This is a genomic window from Micromonospora lutea (assembly GCF_016863535.1).
GTDB classification, from domain to species: Bacteria; Actinomycetota; Actinomycetes; order Mycobacteriales; family Micromonosporaceae; genus Micromonospora; species Micromonospora lutea.
The window spans coordinates 118,929-139,932 of record NZ_BOPB01000001.1; the positions used below are offsets into that span (position 1 = coordinate 118,929).

General features: G+C 69.4%; 19 protein-coding genes. 15 read left to right on the forward strand and 4 right to left on the reverse strand.

Annotation, left to right across the window (positions count from 1 at the left end; translation table 11 throughout):
• The first annotated feature begins 38 nt into the window (after nucleotides 1–38).
• Both cysD and cysN read left to right on the forward strand, forming a co-directional pair.
• On the forward strand, nucleotides 39–947 hold the full coding sequence (gene cysD, locus Vlu01_RS00595; protein WP_203990851.1) for a sulfate adenylyltransferase subunit CysD: 909 nt from the start codon (nucleotides 39–41) through the stop codon (nucleotides 945–947).
• Nucleotides 947–2,251 (forward strand): sulfate adenylyltransferase subunit CysN, encoded by a 1,305-nt coding sequence (gene cysN / locus Vlu01_RS00600; RefSeq protein ID WP_203990855.1) that lies wholly within the window; start codon nucleotides 947–949, stop codon nucleotides 2,249–2,251. Before cysD ends, cysN begins: the two co-directional genes overlap by 1 nt.
• An 86-nt stretch (nucleotides 2,252–2,337) precedes the next feature.
• Here the strand turns inward: cysN and galK are convergent, their stop codons facing one another.
• Both galK and galE read right to left on the reverse strand, forming a co-directional pair.
• Nucleotides 2,338–3,507 carry a galactokinase gene (gene galK / locus Vlu01_RS00605; protein ID WP_239095609.1) on the reverse strand — a complete coding sequence of 390 codons (1,170 nt, stop codon included), beginning with the start codon at nucleotides 3,505–3,507 and terminating at the stop codon, nucleotides 2,338–2,340.
• Entirely contained in the window at nucleotides 3,504–4,487 is a 984-nt protein-coding gene (gene galE, locus Vlu01_RS00610; RefSeq protein WP_203990858.1) for a UDP-glucose 4-epimerase GalE, read from the reverse strand. Before galE ends, galK begins: the two co-directional genes overlap by 4 nt.
• Before the next feature lie 77 nt (nucleotides 4,488–4,564).
• Here galE and Vlu01_RS00615 point away from each other — a divergent pair, with 77 nt between their 5' ends.
• The 6 genes from Vlu01_RS00615 (at nucleotide 4,565) to Vlu01_RS00640 (ending at nucleotide 9,173) form a co-directional block, all read left to right on the forward strand.
• Entirely contained in the window at nucleotides 4,565–5,578 is a 1,014-nt protein-coding gene (locus tag Vlu01_RS00615; protein WP_203990861.1) for a hemolysin family protein, read from the forward strand.
• A 17-nt stretch (nucleotides 5,579–5,595) separates the two neighbouring features.
• Complete coding sequence (gene trpS / locus Vlu01_RS00620) at nucleotides 5,596–6,621, forward strand: tryptophan--tRNA ligase (RefSeq protein ID WP_203990864.1); 1,026 nt, start codon at nucleotides 5,596–5,598, stop codon at nucleotides 6,619–6,621.
• Nucleotides 6,622–6,657: 36 nt separating this feature from the next.
• Entirely contained in the window at nucleotides 6,658–7,227 is a 570-nt protein-coding gene (locus Vlu01_RS00625) for a 2'-5' RNA ligase family protein (RefSeq protein ID WP_203990867.1), read from the forward strand.
• Between the two features lie 63 nt (nucleotides 7,228–7,290).
• Nucleotides 7,291–8,214 (forward strand): YihY/virulence factor BrkB family protein, encoded by a 924-nt coding sequence (locus Vlu01_RS00630; RefSeq protein WP_203990870.1) that lies wholly within the window; start codon nucleotides 7,291–7,293, stop codon nucleotides 8,212–8,214.
• Between the two features lie 19 nt (nucleotides 8,215–8,233).
• On the forward strand, nucleotides 8,234–8,602 hold the full coding sequence (locus Vlu01_RS00635) for a GntR family transcriptional regulator (RefSeq protein WP_203990874.1): 369 nt from the start codon (nucleotides 8,234–8,236) through the stop codon (nucleotides 8,600–8,602).
• Nucleotides 8,603–8,738: 136 nt separating this feature from the next.
• Nucleotides 8,739–9,173, forward strand: a complete 435-nt coding sequence (locus Vlu01_RS00640; RefSeq protein ID WP_203990877.1) for a hypothetical protein — start codon at nucleotides 8,739–8,741, stop codon at nucleotides 9,171–9,173.
• 237 nt (nucleotides 9,174–9,410) lie between these two features.
• Here the strand turns inward: Vlu01_RS00640 and Vlu01_RS00645 are convergent, their stop codons facing one another.
• Both Vlu01_RS00645 and Vlu01_RS00650 read right to left on the reverse strand, forming a co-directional pair.
• Nucleotides 9,411–11,042 carry a glycoside hydrolase family 13 protein gene (locus tag Vlu01_RS00645; protein ID WP_203990880.1) on the reverse strand — a complete coding sequence of 544 codons (1,632 nt, stop codon included), beginning with the start codon at nucleotides 11,040–11,042 and terminating at the stop codon, nucleotides 9,411–9,413.
• Between the two features lie 154 nt (nucleotides 11,043–11,196).
• Nucleotides 11,197–12,279 carry a LacI family DNA-binding transcriptional regulator gene (locus tag Vlu01_RS00650; RefSeq protein ID WP_203990883.1) on the reverse strand — a complete coding sequence of 361 codons (1,083 nt, stop codon included), beginning with the start codon at nucleotides 12,277–12,279 and terminating at the stop codon, nucleotides 11,197–11,199.
• 328 nt (nucleotides 12,280–12,607) lie between these two features.
• On the opposite strand from Vlu01_RS00650, the gene Vlu01_RS00655 reads away from it, so the two are divergent.
• The 7 genes from Vlu01_RS00655 to Vlu01_RS00685 all read left to right on the forward strand — a co-directional run bounded on the left by Vlu01_RS00655 (nucleotide 12,608) and on the right by Vlu01_RS00685 (nucleotide 21,004).
• Complete coding sequence (locus tag Vlu01_RS00655; RefSeq protein ID WP_203990886.1) at nucleotides 12,608–13,909, forward strand: extracellular solute-binding protein; 1,302 nt, start codon at nucleotides 12,608–12,610, stop codon at nucleotides 13,907–13,909.
• Between the two features lie 105 nt (nucleotides 13,910–14,014).
• Complete coding sequence (locus tag Vlu01_RS00660; protein WP_203990890.1) at nucleotides 14,015–15,031, forward strand: carbohydrate ABC transporter permease; 1,017 nt, start codon at nucleotides 14,015–14,017, stop codon at nucleotides 15,029–15,031.
• A 1-nt stretch (nucleotide 15,032) separates the two neighbouring features.
• Nucleotides 15,033–15,947, forward strand: coding sequence for a sugar ABC transporter permease (locus tag Vlu01_RS00665; protein ID WP_203990893.1), 915 nt, complete (start codon nucleotides 15,033–15,035; stop codon nucleotides 15,945–15,947).
• A 95-nt stretch (nucleotides 15,948–16,042) separates the two neighbouring features.
• The gene (locus tag Vlu01_RS00670) at nucleotides 16,043–16,384 is read left to right on the forward strand and encodes a hypothetical protein (protein ID WP_203990896.1); all 342 of its coding nucleotides are present in this window, start codon (nucleotides 16,043–16,045) and stop codon (nucleotides 16,382–16,384) included.
• Nucleotides 16,385–16,659: 275 nt separating this feature from the next.
• A complete protein-coding gene (locus Vlu01_RS00675) occupies nucleotides 16,660–17,724 on the forward strand; it encodes a BMP family lipoprotein (RefSeq protein ID WP_203991611.1) in 1,065 nt (354 codons plus the stop codon).
• Nucleotides 17,725–17,979: 255 nt separating this feature from the next.
• Nucleotides 17,980–19,617, forward strand: a complete 1,638-nt coding sequence (locus Vlu01_RS00680; RefSeq protein WP_308440917.1) for an ABC transporter ATP-binding protein — start codon at nucleotides 17,980–17,982, stop codon at nucleotides 19,615–19,617.
• Nucleotides 19,618–19,678: 61 nt separating this feature from the next.
• Entirely contained in the window at nucleotides 19,679–21,004 is a 1,326-nt protein-coding gene (locus Vlu01_RS00685; protein ID WP_203990899.1) for an ABC transporter permease, read from the forward strand.

A 21,004-nucleotide genomic window follows, 5' to 3' on the forward strand; every position in this document is an offset into this window, starting at 1 on the left:
TCTGGAAAGCGGATGACTGAGCGAATCGAGCCGGTGTCATGACCAGCGCTGCGTACCAGGTCACCCATCTCGACGCGCTGGAGGCGGAGAGCATCTTCGTGATGCGTGAGGTGGTCGCCGAGATGGAGCGGCCGGTGATGCTCTTCTCCGGTGGCAAGGACTCGATCGTCATGCTCCGGTTGGCGCAGAAGGCGTTCGCGCCGGGCCACATTCCGTTTCCGGTGATGCACGTCGACACCGGGCACAACTTTCCCGAGGTGCTGGATTACCGGGACCGGCGGGTCGCCGAGCTGAGCCTGCAACTGGTCGTGGCCAGCGTGCCGGAGGCCCTGGCCAGTGGCCTGGTCCGTGAGGCCGCCGACGGGACGCGCAACCGGATCCAGACGCCGGTGCTGCTGGAGGCGGTGGAGAAGCACCGCTTCAACGCGCTGTTCGGCGGGGCCCGGCGGGACGAGGAGAAGGCCCGGGCGAAGGAACGGATGTTCAGCTTCCGTGACGAGTTCGGCCAGTGGGATCCGAAGAACCAGCGTCCGGAGCTGTGGTCGCTCTACAACGGCCGGCATCATCCGGGCGAGTCGATCCGGGTCTTCCCGCTGTCCAACTGGACCGAGTTGGACGTGTGGCACTACATCGCCCGGGAGCGGATCGAGCTGCCGTCGATCTACTACGCGCACGAGCGCGAGGTGGTCGAGCGTGACGGGATGCTCTACGCGGTGAACGAGTTCCTGTCGGCGCGGGTCGGCGAGGAGCGCTTCAAGGCTCGGGTGCGGTACCGCACGGTGGGCGACGCCTCCTGCACGGCGGCGGTCCGCTCGGATGCGGACACGGTCGAGAAGGTCATCGAGGAGGTCGCCGCGACCCGGATCACCGAGCGTGGTGCGACCCGGGGGGACGACCGGGTCAGCGAGGCCGCGATGGAGGACCGCAAGCGGGAGGGCTACTTCTGATGACCACCGAGACCCTCGGGGCGGCCCACGCCGAGTCGCCGGGCCGACCGATGGACCTGTTGCGCTTCGCCACCGCGGGGAGCGTGGACGACGGCAAGTCGACCCTGATCGGTCGGCTGCTCTACGACACGAAGTCGCTGTTCACCGACCAGTTGGCGGCGGTGGAGGCGGTCAGCGCGGCTCGCGGTGACGAGTACACGGACCTTTCGCTGCTCACCGACGGATTGCGGGCGGAGCGGGAGCAGGGCATCACGATCGACGTGGCCTACCGCTACTTCGCCACGCCCCGGCGCAAGTTCATCATCGCCGACACTCCCGGGCACATCCAGTACACCCGCAACATGGTCACCGGTGCCTCCACCGCAGACCTGGCGCTGATCCTGGTGGACGCCCGCAAGGGCCTGGTCGAGCAGTCCCGCCGGCACGCCTTCCTCTGCTCGCTGTTGCGGGTGCCGCACCTGGTGCTCTGCGTGAACAAGATGGACCTGGTCGACTTCTCGCAGGAGGTCTTCGAACGGATCGCCGACGAGTTCACCGCGTTCGCCGCGAAGCTGGACGTGCCGGACCTGACGGTCGTGCCGATCTCCGCGTTGCGGGGCGACAACATCGTCAGCCGTTCGGAGAACATGCCCTGGTATGAAGGCCCGGCGTTGCTGCACCATCTGGAGCGGGTACACATCGCCAGCGACCGCAACCTGGTCGACGTCCGTTTCCCGGTGCAGTACGTGATCCGACCTCAGTCGACCAGGGTCACCGACTACCGGGGGTACGCCGGTCAGGTGGCCTCGGGGGTCCTCAAGCCGGGCGACGAGGTGATGGTGTTGCCCTCGGGGTTCACCAGCCGGATCGCCGCGGTGGAGACCGCTGACGGGCCGGTCGCGGAGGCGTTCCCGCCGATGTCGGTGACGGTACGCCTGGAGAACGAGATCGACATCTCCCGTGGCGACATGATCTGCCGGCCGAACAACGCACCGGCGGTGGCACAGGACATCGAGGCGATGGTCTGCTGGATGGACGAGACCCGTCCGTTGCAGGTCGGCGGCAAGTACGCGATCAAGCACACGACCCGTGCGGCGCGGGCGATCGTCCGGGGCTTGCACTACCGTCTCGACATCAACTCGCTGCACCGTGACGAGTCGGCGAACGAGCTGCGGCTCAACGAGATCGGTCGGGTCCGGCTGCGGACCACGGTTCCGCTGCTGGCCGACGAGTACCGCCGTAACCGCACCACCGGTGGCTTCATCGTCATCGACGAGGCCACCAACCGCACCGTCGGTGCCGGCATGATCGTCGAAACCCCCTGACCCGTCCCGGAATCCAGGGCTGACCAGCAGCTGCTGGTCGGGATCGCGCTGTTCCCGACCAGCGGCTGCGGACCGACGGAGCCGGGTCAGTCCAGCCGGGTGGCGCCTGCGGCGGGGGTGGCGGTGCAGAGGGTGGGGGTGGTGAAGCCCCGGGCGGCGTACGCGGCGGTCACGGCCGCGCCCACCCGGTCGGACTGGTCCGCCTCGACCAGAGCCAGCACGCAGCCGCCGAAGCCGCCGCCGGTCATCCGGGCACCCAGCGCCCCAGCGGCCAGCGCGGCCTCGACAGCGGTGTCCACCTCGGGGACGGTGATGGCGAAGTCGTCCCGCATGGAGGCGTGCGAGGCGGTGAGCAGCGGCCCGATCTGCCGGACCTGTCCGTCCCGAAGCAGCGCGACGGTGTCGAGTACCCGCTGGTCCTCGGTGACCACGTGGCGGACCCGGCGGCGGATCTCGTCATCGGGCAGCCGGGCCAACGCGTCGTCGAGTCCGGCCGCCGGCACGTCCCGCAGGGCGGGCACGTCAAGCAGGGCGGCGGCCTTCTCGCAGCTGGCGCGGCGGGCCGCGTACTCGCCGTCGGCGTGCCGGTGCGGGGCTCGACTGTCGATCACCAGGATCGCGAGACCGGCACCGTCGAGATCGAAGGGGATGTGTTCGACCTGTTCGGTGCGGCAGTCGAGGAAGAGGGCGTGTCCGGTGCGGCAGCGGATCGCCGCGGACTGGTCCATGATGCCGGTGGGTGCGCCGACGTAGTGGTTCTCGGCGCGCTGAGCCAGTCGGGGTTGTTGTTCGGCGGTCAGCGCCAGCCCGCCCAGGTCGACCAGGGCGGCGAGAACCGCGGCCTCCAGCGCGGCGGAGGAGGAGAGACCGGCACCGAGCGGCACGTCGCTGGCGATGGCCAGCCGGGCACCGGGCACCGGGTGACCCGCCTCCCGCAACGCCCACACCACCCCGGCGACGTAGGCCGCCCACCCGGTGACCCGGCCGGGCCGGGTCACCTCGTCGACACCGAAGCCGACCGTTTCGCCGGTCAGCTCGGAGCAGACCGTCCAGCTTCCGGTCTGCTGGGGCGTGGCCGCGACGACGGTACGCAACGGCAGCGCGAACGGCAGCACGAATCCGTCGTTGTAGTCGGTGTGCTCGCCGATCAGGTTGACCCGGCCGGGAGCCGCCCAGCGGCCGACGGGTGGCTGGCCGTACGCGTGTCGGAAACAGATGGTGGCGCGGTCGGCCACGGTGTCGGGGCGGGCGGTCACCGGCGGTCCAGGACCTGAGCGCGGTAGAAGGCCCAGGCGTCGGTGACCATGTCGTGCAGGGTGGACTTGCGGGGCTCCCAGCCCAGCTCGGCGCGGGCCAGGGCGGCGGAGGCGACCAACTCGGCCGGATCACCCTCGCGGCGTGGCGCCACCTCGACCGGCACCGGCTGCCCGGTGACCTCGCGGACGACCTCGACCACCTGCCGGTTGGTGAAACCGTTGCCGTTGCCGAGGTTGTAGATGCGGTGCTGTCCGCCGGTGGCCGCGTCGAGGGCCAGCAGGTGCGCCCGAGCCAGGTCGGAGACGTGGATGTAGTCCCGGACACAGGTGCCGTCGACGGTGGGGTAGTCGTCGCCGAAGAGTTGCAGCTTGTCCCGCCGACCGGCGGCCACCTCCAGCGCGATCGGGATGAGGTGGGTTTCCGGGTCGTGTCGCTCGCCGAGGGCGATGTCACCGTCGAGGTGGGCACCGGCGACGTTGAAGTAGCGCAGTGAGACGGCGGCCAGACCGTGCCCGATCGACTCCGAGGTGAGCGCCATGTCGACGGCGAGCTTCGTCGCCCCGTACGTGTTGGTGGGTGCCTTGACGGCGGTCTCCGGGATGGGCAGCTCGGTGGGGTTGCCGTAGACGGCGGCGGTGGAGGAGAAGATCAGTCGCGGTACGCCGGCGGCCCGAACCGCGTCGATCAGCGCCAGTGTGCCGACGGTGTTGTTGTGCCAGTACCGCTCGGGGGCGACCATCGACTCGCCGGCGGCGATCAGAGCGGCGAAATGCAGCACGCCGTCGAAGCCCGCCTGCGGGGTGAGCACCTCGGCCGCGTCCTGGATGCCGGCTTCGACGTGGGTGGCGTCGGGGGCCAGTGCGGCCCGGTGGCCGGTGCGCAGATCGTCCAGCACGACCACCTCGTGCCCGGCGTCCAGCAGCATCCGGGTCACCACGCTGCCGATGAACCCGGCCCCGCCGGTGACGAGCAGTTTCACGTCGCTTCCTCCCGCCTGGCCGCAATCGCGGCCTCGTGATGGTCACCCTACGGTGCGTCGCTCGCTACCATCACTGCATGCGGGCCTCGCGTCGGCGCATGACCCGACGGCGTGGCCACGACCTGCACCGCCGCCAGCCGGGGCCGTTGGCCCGAGCGGTCGCCCGGGTCGTGGTCCGGGCCGCCGACGGCGCCCTGCGGCTCGTCACCGACCTGCTCGGCGCCGGCCCGGCCGCCGGCCGGGAACGGATCAGCGAGGTGGAACTGCGGGATCTGGTCGCTGCCAACACCGTCCTCGACCCGGTGGGGCAGCGCATCATCGACGACGTGCTGGTGGCCGGGGAGAGTCTGGTGCGCGAGGTGATGATGCCCCGCACCGAGGTGGTCTTCCTCTCCGCGGCGCTGACCATCGTCGAGGCGGAACCGCTGGTGCGGGCCGGTCCACACACCCGCTATCCGGTGGTCGACGGCACCCACGACGACGTGGTCGGTGTCGTGCACCTGCGTGACCTGCTGCTCGGTCCGGACCGGGAGCCCGGCACCACGGTCGGGCAGTTGGCCCGGGAGGTCAAGCGGCTGCCGGCCAGCAAACGGGTGCTGGCCGCGTTGACCGAGATGCGACGGGAGGGGCATCACCTGGCGGTGGTGGTCGACGAGTACGGCGGCACCGCCGGCATCGTCACCTGTGAGGACCTCATCGAGGAACTGGTCGGCGAGATCCATGACGAGTACGCGGGCGCCCCCGAACCTGCGTACACCGGGCTTCCGGCGGTGGTGGACGGTCGGCTCAACCTCGCCGACTTCACCGAACGCACCGGCGTGCCCCTGCCGACCGGACCGTACGAGACGGTGGGTGGGTTCGTGATGGCCGCGCTGGGGCGGCTGCCGGCGCCGGGCGACGAGATACCGGTCTGCGCCGAACCGGCGGGGGTACCGGTCGGTGGCTGGCTGCTGCGGGTGCTGACCCTGGAGGGCCGGCGGGTGGCCCGTCTCGCGGTCACCGTCGCGCGGCTGCCCGAACAGCGACGTGAGGTGGTTTCGGCGCCGACCGGATCCGACCCACCGGCCCGTCATGACGTACGCCGGGCGTAGCTGACAGAATTGTCGGCATGTCCGACGTTCCCGTCCGCCCGCGCGTCTTCTCCGGTATCCAGCCGACGGCCGACTCGTTCCATCTCGGCAACTATCTCGGCGCGGTGCGGCACTGGGTGGCGTTGCAGGAGTCGCACGACGCCTTCTACTGCGTGGTCGACCTGCACGCCATCACTGCCGGGCACGATCCGAAGGTGCTGTTGCAGCGTTCCCGGGTGGCCGCCGCGCAACTGCTCGCGGTCGGGCTGGACCCGGAGCACTGCACCCTGTTCGTGCAGTCCCAGGTGCCGGAGCACACCCAACTGGCGTGGGTGCTGGGGTGCCTGACCGGGTTCGGCGAGGCCAGCCGGATGACCCAGTTCAAGGACAAGTCGCAGAAGCAGGGCAACGAGCGGTCCAGCGTCGGCCTGTTCACCTACCCGGTCCTGCAGGCGGCTGACATCCTGCTCTACCAGGCCAATGCGGTGCCGGTCGGTGAGGACCAGCGTCAGCATTTGGAGCTCTCCCGCGACCTGGCGCAGCGGTTCAACTCGCTGTTCGGCCGGACCTTCACCGTTCCGGCGCCACACATCGTCAAGGCCACCGCGAAGATCACCGATCTGCAGGATCCGACCGCGAAGATGTCGAAGTCGTCCTCGTCGCCGGGCGGCATCGTCGATCTGCTCGACGACCCGGCGCGTTCGGCGAAGAAGATCAGGTCGGCGGTGACCGACACCGGCCGGGAGATCGTCTTCGACGAGACGACCAAGCCCGGGATCTCCAACCTCCTCACCATCTACTCGGCGCTGAGCGGGCGGGGCATCGACGACCTGGTCTCGGCGTACGTCGGTAAGGGTTACGGCGATCTGAAGAAGGACCTCGCCGAGGTGGTCCGGGAGTTCGTCACCCCCATCCAGCAGCGGACCCGTTCCTACCTCGACGATCCGGCCCAGTTGGACAAGCTCCTCGCCGCTGGCGCGGAGAAGGCCCGCGCGGTGGCGGCGCCGACGCTGCGTACCGCGTACGAGCGGGTGGGCTTCTTCCCGCCGGTACGCGGTGAGTGACGGCCCGGTCGAGGGCGGCGGTGCGGGTAGGGGTCGATGGCCGAAGGGGTGGCGCGGAGCGTGGATCAGGGGCCCGGAGCGCCGGTGACCGGCGACAGTGTCCAGATCGGCATCGCGGTCGACATCCCGGAACCGTGGGGCAGTCTGCTGACCCGACGCCGGTTGGAGGCCGGTGACCACAACACCGTGCCGGCCCACGTCACCCTGCTCGGGCCGACCGAGATTCCGGTGACGGCGTTGCCGGGGGTGGAACGGCACCTCGCCCGGGTCGCCGCCGCGCACCTTCCGTTCACGCTGCACCTGCGGGGCACCGGCACCTTCCGGCCGGTGACCCAGGTGGTCTTCGTCGCGGTCGCCGCCGGCATCAGCGAATGTGAACTGCTCGCCGCTGCCATCAACGCCGCCCCTCAGCTACGTCGGGAGCTTCGGTTCCCTTACCATCCGCACGTGACGGTGGCCCAGGACGTCGCGCCGGAGGCACTGGACCGGGTGTACGAGGACCTGGCGGACTTCTCCGCCATGTTCGAGGTGGACCACTTCACGCTCTTCTCGCACAGCGGAGAGACGCGGTGGCAGCCACGCCGGGACTTCCGACTGGGCGGCTGACCGTCCCAGCCGGCACGTCGGGTACCTCTGACGCGGCGACGATGGATCGGCGAGGATGACGACGTGAACGTTCTGGGTCGGGTCGAGGCGGCCGTCGACCGTCGGCTGACAGCCGCGCGTCGCCGCTCCCCGGCCTTCGGTCACCTGTGGCGTGCCGGGGTGCTCTACACCGATCTGCAGGGCGGTCGGCTGGCCGCTGCCATCGCCTACTACGGCTTCTTCGCGGTCTTCGCGCTGGCTCTGGTCGCGTACGCGATCTTCGGTGCGATCCTGGAGGACAACGACGAGGTGAGCGCGGCGGCGGAGGAGTTCCTCGGCGAGAACCTGCCGTTCCTCGATCCGACCCAGATCGCCGACAGCAGCGGCACCGCCGGGCTGGTCGGTCTGTTGATCCTGGTGCTGACCGGGATCGGGTGGGTGGAGGCGATCCGTTCCTCGCAGCGGCTGATCCACGGGCTCAACCAGCATCCGGGCAACCTGGTCGTGCGCCGCCTGGTCGACCTGGGCGTGTTGGTGATCGTCTTCGTGCTGCTCGGCCTCTCGGTGGCGGCCGTGGACGCGTTGGAGTCGTTGCTGCGTTTCCTGCTCCGCAGCACCGGTTCGTTCGCGCTCACCACAGTCAGCGCGCTGCTCAGCGTGCTGGTCAACGCGGTTCTCGCCACGTTGCTGCTGGTAGCGGTGCCCCGGTTACGAATGAGTCGTTCCCGGCTGCGACCGGTGGTGCTGATCGTCGCGGTCGGCATCACCCTGCTCAACACCGTCGGCCGCTTCTGGGTGGGTCGGGTCGAACACAATCCTGCGTACACGGTGGTGGCCACCGCTGTCGGCCTGCTGGTCTATCTCTACCTGCTCAACCAGCTGGTGCTCTTCGGGGCCGCGCTGGTCGCGACCAGCCGCCGCGGGCGGGTGGTCGATCTGGCGGTCCGCCCCCGACCGACCGACATCGACGTGGACACCGATCCGGGTGCTCCGGGCGGGGCCGGCTGAACCGGTGGAAGGAGCAGAGGTGCAGATCGCGATCGACCCGGGTTCGCCGGTGCCACCGTACGAGCAGGTGCGCTTGCAGCTCGCGCAGTTGGTGGGGGAGGGCCGGCTGCCGGTCGGGGCGAAGCTGCCCACCGTCCGGCGGCTCGCCGCCGATCTTGGGCTGGCGGCGAACACGGTGGCCCGGGCGTACCGCGAGTTGGAGGCGGCGGGCCTGCTGGAGACCCGTGGTCGGCACGGCACCTTCGTCGCACCCGGACGCGACGACGCGGTGGACCGGTTGCAGCGGCTGGCCGCCGGGTACGCCGCCGAGGCAGCCCGGCTGGGAGTTCCATCGGATCGGGCGTTGTCCCTGGTCCGGGCGGCTCTGGACGTCGCCCGGCCCGGCTGAGGCGGCATGGCGCGGGCTGAGTCTCGCCGTCACCTGCCCGACCACGCCCACCGGTCGTCACCGTCAATGTCACCTCGACCGGTGGGATGCGTCGAACTCGCGTCCGACCTGCCTGAACGACCACCATGATGAGCGGGTGGGGGCACTCGTGACGCTGGACCTGCCGGACGATTCGCCGATGCTGGACCTGCCGTGGATCATCACGTTCGGGCCGCTCGGCGACGTCGACGAGTGGGAGGCGGTGGTCTGCGGCCCGTACGAGCGACCGCACGCGCTGGCGCTGGCCGAGGCGGTGGTGGCGCAGGAGCAGCTCATGGCGGTGGTGGAGCCGCTGGTGCCGGCGGTCTCGGTGGAGCAGATCCGCAGCGAGATCGCCGCCGCTCAGGTGGCTGCCGCCGACGACGCGGCCCGGACCGACCAGGCCGACCTGTACGGCGACTTCGAAGACCTCGTCGCCGAGGAGCTGACCGAACCCGACCACCCGGCGGAGCCGCTACCCGCGCCGAGCGAGGCAGAGCTACGCGCCGGCTTCCGCCGAGTCGCCGCCCGCCTGCCGGGCGCGACCGGGTGAGGGACCCATCTCGACACGTTGCGTACCCGGGCAGTGGGTGGGCGGCTCGCCCAGCACGAACCGGGCTGACCATCGGTCGTCGCCGTGACCGTACGCCGGACGACACACGGCGGCCGGTGCCCGGGGGATCGCCCCGGGCACCGGCCTCCGTCGCACCCCCCACCACAAGGGGTCGTGCCCGGCCGCCCGGCGGCGCGCAGCACGCCGAACGGCCGAGTCGATGGCGGGCTTACCCGTTCAGCACCGCTCGAACCACACCGCCGCGTCCACCGGCAGCAGGTGTCCACCGTCGCGTTCGGTGAGCGTCGCGCTGGCGACGAGCGGGGTGCCGTACCCGTCGATCGTCACCGGTGCGCCGCTGAGGTTCACCACGCAGGTCAGCACGGTCTCGCGGGCACGTCGCTCGAAGGCGAGCACTCCCGGGCCGGTCTCCAGCCAGGTGATGCCGCCGAGGCCGGCCAACGCCGGGTGGCGGTGACGGATCCGCAAAGCCGAGCGGTACAGCTCCAGCGTGGAGTCGGGCGCACCGGTCTGTGCGGCCACCGACAGCTCACGCCAGGTCGTCGGGGCCGGCAGCCAGCTCAGCTCGCTGCCGGCGGGCCCGAAGCCGTACGGTGCCAGCTCGCCGTTCCACGGGATCGGCACCCGGCAGCCGTCCCGGCTCTCGCCGGTGCGCAGGAAGGCCGGATCCTGACGTAGCTCGTCGGGGAGGTCGAGCACCTCGGGCAGGCCCAGTTCCTCGCCCTGGTAGAGGTAGGCGCAGCCGGGCAGCGCGAGCATCAGCAGCGCGGCGGCCCGGGCCCGACGCAGCCCGATCTCGCCATCGCCGTAGCGGGTGACGTGCCGTTGCCGGTCGTGGTTCGACAGCACCCAGGTGGTCGGTGCGCCGACGATTGTCGACTCGGCGAGCGCCGCGTCGATCACCTTTCGGAACGAGTCCGCCGACCAGGTGGCGTCGAGGAAGTCGAAACTGAAAGCCTGGTGCAGTTCGTCCGGGCCGATGTAGCGGGCGAGCCGCTGAGGGGTCTCGGCCCAGGCCTCGGCGACGGCCATCCGACCGCCCGGGTAGCTGTCCAGGATGGGCCGCCAGGCGCGGTAGATCTCGTGTACCTCGTCCTGGTCGAAGTAGGGCAGCCGACCCTTGCCGAGCAGCTCGGACTGGCGCCGGCCGGTGCTCATCGAGCTGAAGCCGACGTCCGGCAGCCCTTCGGCCTTGATCATGCCGTGGGCCACGTCGATCCGGAATCCGTCGACGCCACGGTCCAACCAGAAGCGGAGGATGTCCTCGAACTCGGCGCGTACCTCGGGGTGCCGCCAGTTCAGGTCGGGCTGGGCGGGGTCGAACAGGTGCAGGTACCACTGACCGTCGGGAACCCGGGTCCAGGCGGGGCCACCGAAGATGCTCTCCCAGTCGTTTGGGGGCTGCTCGCCGTCGTCGCCCTTGCCGTCGGCGAAGAGGTAGCGCGCACGTTCCGGGGAGCCGGGAGCGGCAGCCAGCGCCGCGGTGAACCAGGGGTGCTTGTCGGAGGTGTGGTTCGGCACGATGTCGACGATGATCCGCAGGCCGAGCGCGTGAGCGTCGGTGATCATCGCCTCGAAGTCGGCGAGGTTGCCGAACATCGGGTCCACGTCGCGGTAGTCGGCGACGTCGTAGCCACCGTCGACCATGGGTGAGGTGTAGAACGGGGTCAGCCAGAGCGCGTCGACACCCAGGTCACGCAGGTAGGGCAGACGTTGCCGGATGCCCTGGAGGTCGCCGATGCCGTCGCCGTCGGAGTCGGCGAAGCTACGGACGTAGACCTGGTAGACGACGGCGGATCGCCACCAGTCGGCGTCGGAGGTCAGCGGCGAGGGGATGCTGACGGTCATCGGGTGTTCCCCGTTCTGTGGCGCGGGACAGCGGCAACCCGGCGTTGGCAAGGTGGGGACGCACGGGTGTCTGAGAAGGATGCCGCGCCGGCTCTGCAAGAGTCAAGCATTTCTTGCGCAAGAGGGGTTGCTGATGCTCCTGGTGCGGGCTAGGTCACGCCGGGACCACGAGCGCTGGCGACGCCGGCCGTTGCCGGCCCGGGCCGTTCGGACCGCCGGCGTCCTGTCGTGCCACGGCCGTCGACCCACGGACCACCAGCTCCGGTCGGAACAGGTACTCCGAGTGCGGTGCGCCGTGTCCGTTGATCTCGTCGACCAGCGCCCGCACCGCGGCGACCGCCATGGCGGCCACCGGCTGACGCATGGTGGTCAGCGGCGGGTCGGTGAAGGCCATCAGTGGCGAGTCGTCGTAGCCGACCACCGAGAGGTCCTCCGGCACGGACATGCCCCGCTGTCGGGCGGCCCGGATGGCACCGAGCGCCATCAGGTCGGAGCCGCAGACGATGCCGGTGGCGCCGCGCTCGATCAACCGGGCGGCGGCGGCCTCCCCGCCTTCGACGCCGAACAGCGACAGCTCGGTCAGCTCGGCCAGCTCGTGCTCGTCGACGCCGGCGAGCCGCTCCATCGCCGACTTGTATCCGCTGACCTTGCGCTGTACCGGCACGAAGCGGTCGGGGCCGGTGATCAGGCCGATCTGCCGGTGGCCCAGGGCCACCAGGTGGGCCACGGCCAGCTCGGCGGCCTCCCGGTCGTCGCAGGAGACGAAGGGCGCGGGAATGCCCGGCGCGTAGCCATTGATCATCACGATCGGCAGCGGGCGGGCGAGCAGGGTGCGGTAGCGGTCATGGTCGGCGGCGGTGTCGGCGTGCAGGCCGGAGACGAAGACGATCCCGGACACCTGTCGGTCCAGCAGCATCTCGACGTACTCGTCCTCGCGTACCCCACCGGGGGTCTGGGTGCAGAGCACCGGGGTGTAGCCGGTGGGGGCCAGGGCCGACTCGATGATCTGCGCGAACGCCGGGAAGATCGGGTTGTCCAACTCCGGGACCACCAGACCCACCAGCCCGGCGCTGCGCTTGCGCAGCCGGGCGGGGCGCTCGTAACCGAGCACGTCGAGGGCGGTCAGGACGGCCTGCCGAGTCTCGGGTGCCACGCCGGGGCGGTCGTTGAGCACCCGCGACACCGTGGCCTCACTGACGTCGGCCTGCTGGGCGATGTCGGACAGACGAGCGCGCATGGCGGCACTGTAGCTCACCATCCAGTTCTTGCGCAGTGGCCAGCAAAAACTTGCAGGATCGAGCAGCGTGTGTCGGGATCGTGCCCACGAAGGACGTGGCAGCGATGCCGTCCGGATGCTTTAAGTGATTACAGGGTGCACGGAGAGTGGCAGGTGTTGATGGTCCGGCGGTTGCGTCCGGGGACGAAATGCCCAGACAGCGGCACTTGTCGGTCACTTACGTTGCGGATGGGGCACGGTGTTTGCAGGCAGGCCGCAAGGGGTTTCTAGTTTCGAAACTTCTTGCTAATGTCCCGGCCGTTACCCGGCAGGCAACTTAGGAGCGAACATGCGCCGCACAGCCAGGGGAATCGCCGTACTCGCCTCTGCCACTCTCGCCCTTTCCGTCGCCGCGTGCGGCGGGGAGGAGAAGGCGGCCGAGGAGCAGCCGGCGGTCGACCCCGCCTCCCTCACCGCAGAACTGACCTGGTGGGACACCTCGGATCCGAAGAACGAGGGTCCGGCGTTCCAGGAGCTGATCGCCAAGTTCAACCAGACCTACCCGAACGTCAAGATTAACCATCAGTCGGTCCCGTTCGGCGAGGCGCAGAACAAGTTCAAGACCGCCGCGCAGGCCAAGACCGGCGCCCCGGACATCCTGCGGGCCGAGGTCGCCTGGGTGCCCGAGTTCGCCTCGCTGGGCCACCTGTACGCGCTGGACGGCTCCGAGTTGCTGGCCGACGAGTCCGACTTCCTGGAGACCCCGCTCGCCTCCAACAAGTACGACGGCAAGACCTACGGCGTTCCCCAGGTCACCGACAGCCTCGCGCTGATGTACAACAAGGAGCTGCTGAGCCAGGCCGGCATCAGCGCGCCGCCGAAGACCTGGGCCGAGCTGAAGACGGCGGCGCAGACCATCAAGGAGAAGACCGACGCCGAGGGTGTGTACCTCAACCCGGCCGGCTACTTCCTGCTGCCCTTCATGTACGGCGAGGGTGGCGACCTGGTCGACGCCGCGAACAAGAAGATCGTCATCAACTCGGAGCAGAACGCGGCCGGACTGGCGATCGCCAAGGACCTGATCGACAGCGGAGCTGCCGCCAAGCCGTCCGCCAACGACGCCTACGGCACCATGATGACCCTCTTCAAGGAGAAGAAGGTCGCCATGATCATCAATGGGCCGTGGGAGGTCAACAACGTCAAGCAGGCGCCGGACTTCGGCGGCCTGGAGAACCTGGGCATCGCACCGGTGCCGGGTGGCTCGGTCAAGGCCGGTGGCCCGGTCGGTGGCCACAACTACGTGATCTGGTCCGGGATGCCGCAGGAGAAGGTCGACGCCGCCGTCGCGTTCGTCAAGTTCATGAGCTCCGCCGAGTCGCAGGCGTTCCTGTCCGAGAAGCTCGGCCTGCTGCCGACCCGCACCTCGGCGTACGACCTTGACGCGGTGAAGAACAACGCCACCGTCGCCGCGTTCCAGCCGGTGGTCGAGGCCGGCGTCGGTCGCCCGTGGATCCCGGAGGCCGGTCAGTTCTTCGGCCCGCTCGACCAGATGGCCACCGAGGTCCTGATCCAGAACAAGGACCCGAAGGCCGCGCTGGACACCGTCGCGAAGAAGTACAAGGCCGAGGTCGTCCCCTCCTACGAGAACTGACCTCACCGCCGGCTCTCTCGCCGGTGACCTCTCGGCACCCGGCAGGGTCACGTGGCCGTCGTCGGCCGCGGGCCCTGCCGGACCTCCCCGCATGGAGCGCAGCTGATGACCACCGTGACAGCCGATCCGGCGCCCCCCACGCCGCCGTCCGGCCGATCCGCTCGTCCCTCCCGGCTGCGCCGCAGCTGGGAGAAACACTGGTACGCCTGGGCGATGGTGCTGCCCGTCGTCATCGTCCTGGCAGTTCTGATCTTCTACCCGCTGGTACGGGGGATCTGGATCTCCCTCACCAACCTCACCGAGGCCAACCAGGCCGCAGAGATCTGCACCAGGTCGATCACCGGTGGCGAGGTCTGTGCCGAGAACCCCAACAAGTGGGAGTTCATCGGTCTCGACAACTACGTGAACGTGCTCAGCGGCAACGTCGGGGACTTCTGGCAGTGGACCGCGATCACGCTGATCTGGACCCTCGGCTGCGTCGTGTTCCACTACGGCCTGGGCCTCGGCCTGGCCGTGATGCTCAACCGCCCGATGTGGGGCCGTGGCCTCTACCGGGTGCTGCTGGTCCTGCCCTGGGCGGTGCCCGCCTTCGTCAGCGCCTTCGCCTGGAAGTTCATCTTCAACGAGCGCTTCGGCCTGGCGAACTCGCTGCTCACCTCGCTCGGCATCGACCCGGTCGACTGGTTCGCCAACCAGTGGACGTCGCTGTTCACCGCGATCGTCACCAACATCTGGCTCGGAGTCCCGTTCATGATGGTGGCCCTGTTGGGCGGGATGCAGACCATCCCCGGCGAGTTGTACGAGGCCGCGGAGATCGACGGTGCCTCCGCGTGGCAGCGGTTCCGCAACATCACCCTGCCGGGACTGCGCCCGGTCAGCATGACGGTGATCCTGCTCGGCACGATCTGGACGTTCAACATGTTCCCGATCATCTTCCTGGTGACCGAGGGCCAGCCGGCGGGGGAGACCGAGATTCTGGTGACCGGTGCCTTCCGGGCGGCGTTCGAGGGCATCCGCAACTACTCGCTCGCGTCCACGTACGGCGTGTTGATCCTGTCGATCCTGCTGGTGTTCTCGATGTTCTACCGGCGGGCGCTGCGCAAGCAAGGCGAGGTGTGGTGACATGAGCCAACTGACCACTCCGGCGGCGGCAACGCCGGCGGCGGCTGTTCCGGTCGCCTCGGCGAGGACCGTCAAGCGGCCCGGCCGCAGCCGGCGGAGCCCGGCGAAGTCCCTGCTGCTGCACGGCACGCTGATCCTCGCCTCGCTGATCGCGCTCGGCCCGATCGTCTGGGTGCTGCTGTCCTCGTTCAAGCCCGGGTACGCGGTGCAGAGCAGCGACATGTCGCTGGTCAAGGATCCGACCCTGGCCAACTACAGCTACGTGCTGTTCGACACGAACTTCCCGAAGTGGCTGCTGAACTCGGTGATCGTCGCGGCGTTCACGATGCTGATCGGCATCTTCTTCTCGGCGACCACCGGGTACGCGGTGTCCCGGTTCAACTTCCCGGGGCGTCGCCCGTTGATGATGACCTTCCTGATCACCCAGATGTTCCCGGCGGCCATCCTGATCGTGCCGATCTACACGATCATGGCGCGGTTCGGCCTGATCAACACGCTGCCGGCACTGATCATCGCGTACCTGACCATCGCGGTGCCGTTCTGCGCCTGGATGCTCAAGGGTTACTTCGACTCCATCCCCACCTCGCTGGACGAGGCGGCGGCGCTGGACGGCTGCGGCCCGTTCGCGATCTTCTGGCGGGTGGTGCTGCCGCTGGCCCGGCCGGCCATCGCGGTCACCGCCTTCTACACCTTCCTCACCGCCTGGGGTGAGGTGATGTACGCGTCGGCGTTCATCCAGACCGACAACAAGTTCACCCTGGCGTACGGGCTCCAGCAGTTCGTGCCGCAGTTCAACCCGCAGTGGGAGTACCTGACGGCGGCGGCGGTCCTGGTGACCGTGCCGGCCGGCGTGGTGTTCATGATCGCGCAGCGGCACCTGGTCTCCGGGTTGACCGCCGGCGGCACGAAGGGCTGACCGGCCGGCTACGTCGTGCTGGTGCTGGTGGGCGTGCCGGCTCGGCCGGGGATGCCTCTACTACAAACCGTCGTTGGTAGGGCAGGATGGGTCGGGTGGAAGCACTTCGACTCATCCTCCTCTACGTCCATCTGATCGGGTTCGCGCTGCTGCTCGGTGGTGCGATCGCCCAATACCTCACCGGCACGTTCCGGATCAACGCCGCCATGCTCTGGGGTGCCGTGATCCAACTGTTGACCGGCATCGGCCTGAGCGCGCCGCTGCGCGACGGCGATGAGCCAGCTCCGGCGAAGCTTGTGACGAAGCTGGTGATCGCTCTGCTGATCTTCGTCATGGTTTTCTTCTCCCGCAAGCGCGCCGACGTCAACCGGGGGCACTTCCTTGCCATCGTGGGATTGACCCTGGTCAACGCGGCCGTGGCGGTCTTCTGGCGGTAGCCCGCCGGACGCCCGGCCAACGGAGAAAACGGCTTTCCTGACACGCGCGCGCCCGCCTGCCGGCACCCTGAGTGATGTGGCCCACCCGAGCATTACGTACGGGTAACAGGCCTCCAACAGTCCTGCACGATTGTCGGTCGGCAGGTGGGCGCGGGCGTACGCTCTGCTCCCGTAACGTGGGACGCCGGCGGCAAGGCGCAGGCCGGTTCAAGGGCTGCCACCGCGTACCCCGCGGTGTGCAATGGGAAGGAGTCGTCTTGCGCTCGGTGCGTGGGATGCGGATCGCCTCGATCATCGCGGCAGGTGGGCTCGTACTGAGCGCCGCCGCCTGTGGCGAGGCCCCGGATGAGGACAACAACGCCGGTTCGGGCGGCGAGCAGTACACCGCCTGTATGGTCACCGACGTCGGCGGCATCGACGACAAGTCGTTCAACGCCTCCGCCTGGAAGGGCCTGGAAGAGGCGAAGGCGCAGAACGACAACGTCAACATCAAGTACGTCGCGTCCAAGGCTGAGGCGGACTACGAGCCGAACCTCACCCAGTACGTCAACCAGGACTGCGACTTCATCCTGGCCGTCGGCGGCCTGATGAGCGACGCCACCAAGAAGATCGCCGAGGCGAACCCGGACCAGCAGTTCGGCATCGTCGACGCCAACCCGGGCGTGGCCAACGTCTACCCGATGGAGTTCGACACCGCCCAGGCCGGCTTCCTGGCCGGGTACGTCGCCGCCGGGATGAGCGAGAGCGGCAAGGTGGGCACCTACGGCGGCATGAAGATCCCGCCGGTGACCATCTTCATGGACGGCTTCGTCGACGGTGTGGCCCACTACAACCAGGCCAAGAGCGCCAACGTCCAGGCCCTCGGTTGGAACAAGGAGACCCAGAACGGCTCCTTCACCAACGACTTCATCAAGCAGGACGAGGGCAAGAAGGTCAGCGACGCGCTGGTCGCCCAGGGTGCGGACATCATCATGCCGGTGGCCGGTGGCGCCGGCCTCGGCACCACGGGTGCGGCCAAGGCCTCCGGTGGCAAGTACAACACCATCTGGGTGGACGTCGACGGCTGCGAGAGCACGCCGGACTGCTCGGCGATCATCACCACCGTGGTGAAGAACATTCCGGGTGCGGTCAAGGATGCCGTGCTCAAGGCTGCCGGTGGCGAGAAGCTCAACGCCGAGGAGGGCTTCGTCGGCACCCTGGCCAACGACGGCGTCTCGCTCGCCCCGTACCACGAGTTCGACAGCAAGGTCCCGGCCGAGCTGAAGGCCGAGGTCGACAAGCTGAAGGCGGACATCGCCGCCGGCACCGTCACGGTCACCTCGGCCGCCCAGCCGAAGTGACCCGTCGCCGGCCGTCCCCGGTGAGACGATCACCGGGGGCGGCCGGCGAGCAAGAGCCACACCTGATCCGGCCGCTGGGGCGCGGGGTGAGCCCGCCATGCCGCAGCGGCCGATCCGCGCCACCGGTCCGGCCGACGCCGTGCCCGCTCGCCAGCAGCTACGCTGCACCATCGCTTCGCACTCCAGGAGGTTGCGCTGAGACTCGAACTGCGCGGCATCACCAAGCGGTTCGGTGATCTGGTCGCCAACGACCACATCGACCTCACGGTGGAGCCTGGAGAGATCCATGCCCTGCTCGGCGAGAACGGCGCCGGCAAGTCGACCCTGATGAACGTGCTCTACGGGCTCTACCAGCCCGACGAGGGCGAGATTCTGATCGACGGCAAGCCGCTGAAGCTGCGCGGCCCCTCCGACGCGATCGCGGCCGGCATCGGCATGGTGCATCAGCACTTCATGCTGGTGCCCGTCTTCACTGTCACCGAGAACATCATGCTCGGCGCCGAGCAGGTGCGCGGCGGCATCGCCGGGTTCCTGGACCGGCGTCGCGCCCGGCGCGAGGTCGCCGAGGTCTCCGAGCGGTACAACCTGCAGGTCGACCCGGACGCGGTGATCGAGGACCTGCCGGTCGGTGTCCAGCAGCGGGTGGAGATCGTCAAGGCGCTCACCCGCGACGTCGACCTGCTCATCCTGGACGAGCCCACCGCGGTGCTCACCCCGCAGGAGACCGAGGAACTGCTCGCCGTGATGCGGTCGCTCAAGGCCGCCGGCAAGTCGATCGTCTTCATCACCCACAAGCTCGGCGAGGTCAAGGCCATCGCCGACCGGATCACCGTCATCCGGCGCGGGAAGACCGTCGGCACCGCCTCACCGGAGGCGAGCCGCGACGAGTTGGCCGCGCTGATGGTCGGTCGCACCGTCCGGCTCACCGTGGACAAGACCCCGGCCACCCCGGGCCAGCCCGTCCTGGAGGTGTCCGGCCTGGTCGTCGACGACGACCGTCAGGTCCGCGCGGTGGACGGCGTCGACCTGACCGTACGCGCGGGTGAGGTGCTCGGCGTCGCCGGCGTGCAGGGTAACGGGCAGACCGAGCTGATCGAATCGATCATGGGGCTTCGTCCGGTGCTCGCCGGCACGGTCGCCCTCGACGGGCAGCGGATCGACGGCTGGTCGACCAAGAAGGTGCTCCGGGCGGGCGTCGGCTACGTGCCGGAGGACCGCAGCGTCGACGGCCTGGTCAAGGAGTTCACCGTCGCGGAGAACCTGGTGCTGGACATTTACGACCGGCCGCCGTTCGGCCGGGGCCTGTCATTGCGGCCGGACGAGATCGACAGGTCGGCGGCGGAGCGGATCGAGCAGTTCGACGTCCGGACCTCGTCGGCCGATGCGCCGGTCGGCACCCTCTCCGGCGGCAACCAGCAGAAGGTGATCGTGGCTCGGGAGCTGTCCCGGCCACTGAAGCTCTTCATCGCCGCCCAACCGACCCGGGGGGTGGATGTCGGCTCGATCGAGTTCATCCACAGCCGGGTCATCCACGAGCGCGACATCGGCACCGCCGTGCTGGTGGTCTCCAGTGAACTCGACGAGGTGATCGGGCTGGCCGACCGGATCGCGGTGATGTATCGCGGGCGGATCATCGGCGTGGTCGGCCCGGACACGCCCCGCGAGGAGATCGGCCTGCTGATGGCGGGCATCATCCCGGACGCCCCGGGCGGCTCGCCGGACGACGGGACCGCACCGACGGCGACCACCGACCCGGACGTGGCGGCCACCACCGACGCGGACGTCGCGTCCGACGCCGGCACCCCGGCGACCACCGCCCGGAACGTCACGGCCACCACCGACGGCGTGGTGTCGGCCGACAGGCCGGGCAGCGAAGACGAGAAGGATCGATGAGCGAGCGAACCATCAGGCACGGCGGCCCTGCGGCGGCACGGAGCGGAGCGGAGTTGCCGGCATGAGTGACCTCAACGCCCAGCCGGGTTCCCCGGACAAGGAACCGGCGAGTGAGGACCAGGCCGCCCGGACCGCGCTCGGCAACACCGAACGGGCCGAGGCAGCCACCACACCAGGCGAGTCTGGGCCGCGCCCCACGTTGGGACGGCTCTTCCTGGAGAACCTGTGGGCCGCCAACACCTTCACGGTGACCCTGCTCTCGCTGGTGCTCGCGATGATCGTCGGTGCCATCCTGATGATCATCTCCGACCGGGAGGTGCTGGCCACCTACAGCTACATCACCGCCCGCCCGTCGGATGCGCTCAACGCGAGTTGGACGCTGGTCAGCGAGGCGTACGCGAACCTGTTCAAGGGCTCGATCTTCGACCCGGCCGCGACCAACGCCGACGCGGCACTCAGCCCGATCTCGGAGACCCTCACCTACACCGCGCCGCTGGTCTTCACCGGCCTGTCGGTGGCGCTGGCCTTCCGTGGCGGCCTGTTCAACATCGGCGCGCAGGGGCAGGCGACGATGGGCGTCATCCTGGCCGCGCTGGCCGGCTTCCTGTTGCCGCTGCCGCCCGGACTGCACCTGCTGGTCGCCGTCCTGGCCGGTGCGCTCGGCGGGGCCATCTGGGGCTTCATCCCGGGCATCCTCAAGGCGCGCACCGGCGCCCACGAGGTGATCAACACGATCATGCTCAACTACATCGCGGTCTACTTCCTCACCTGGCTGATCGTGCAGAACGGGGTGCAGGACCCGAACCGCACCGACGCGATCAGCCGGGCCGTGGACAGCTCCGCTCAATTTCCTCGGGTCTTCGGTGAGCCGCTGCGGGCGCACACCGGCATCGTCCTGGCCGTCCTGGCCACCTGGGCGGTCGCCTGGCTGCTCAACCGCTCCACGGTCGGCTTCGAGCTGCGGGCGGTGGGCGCCAACCCGGACGCCGCCCGCACCGCCGGCATGAGCGTCACCCGCACGTACGTGTTGATCATGGTTATCGCCGGGGCGCTGGCCGGTCTCGGTGGCTCGCAGATGGTGCTCGGCACCACCGCCGCCGCGCTGACCCCCTTGGTGGTGGCCCAGATCGGCTTCGACGGCATCCTGGTCGCCCTGCTCGGCCGGGTAAAACCGTGGGGCGTGGCGCTGGCCGCACTGCTGTTCGGTGCCCTGCAGGCCGGCGGCAACCGGATGCAGTCGTACTCGGGGATCTCGCTGGAGCTGGTCACCGTGCTCCAGGCCCTGATCGTCATCTTCATCGCCGCGCCGGCACTGGTGAAGGCGATCTTCCAGCTCCGGGCCGCGCGGGCCGCCCGGTTGCAGACGAGCCTCGCGAAGGGCTGGTGA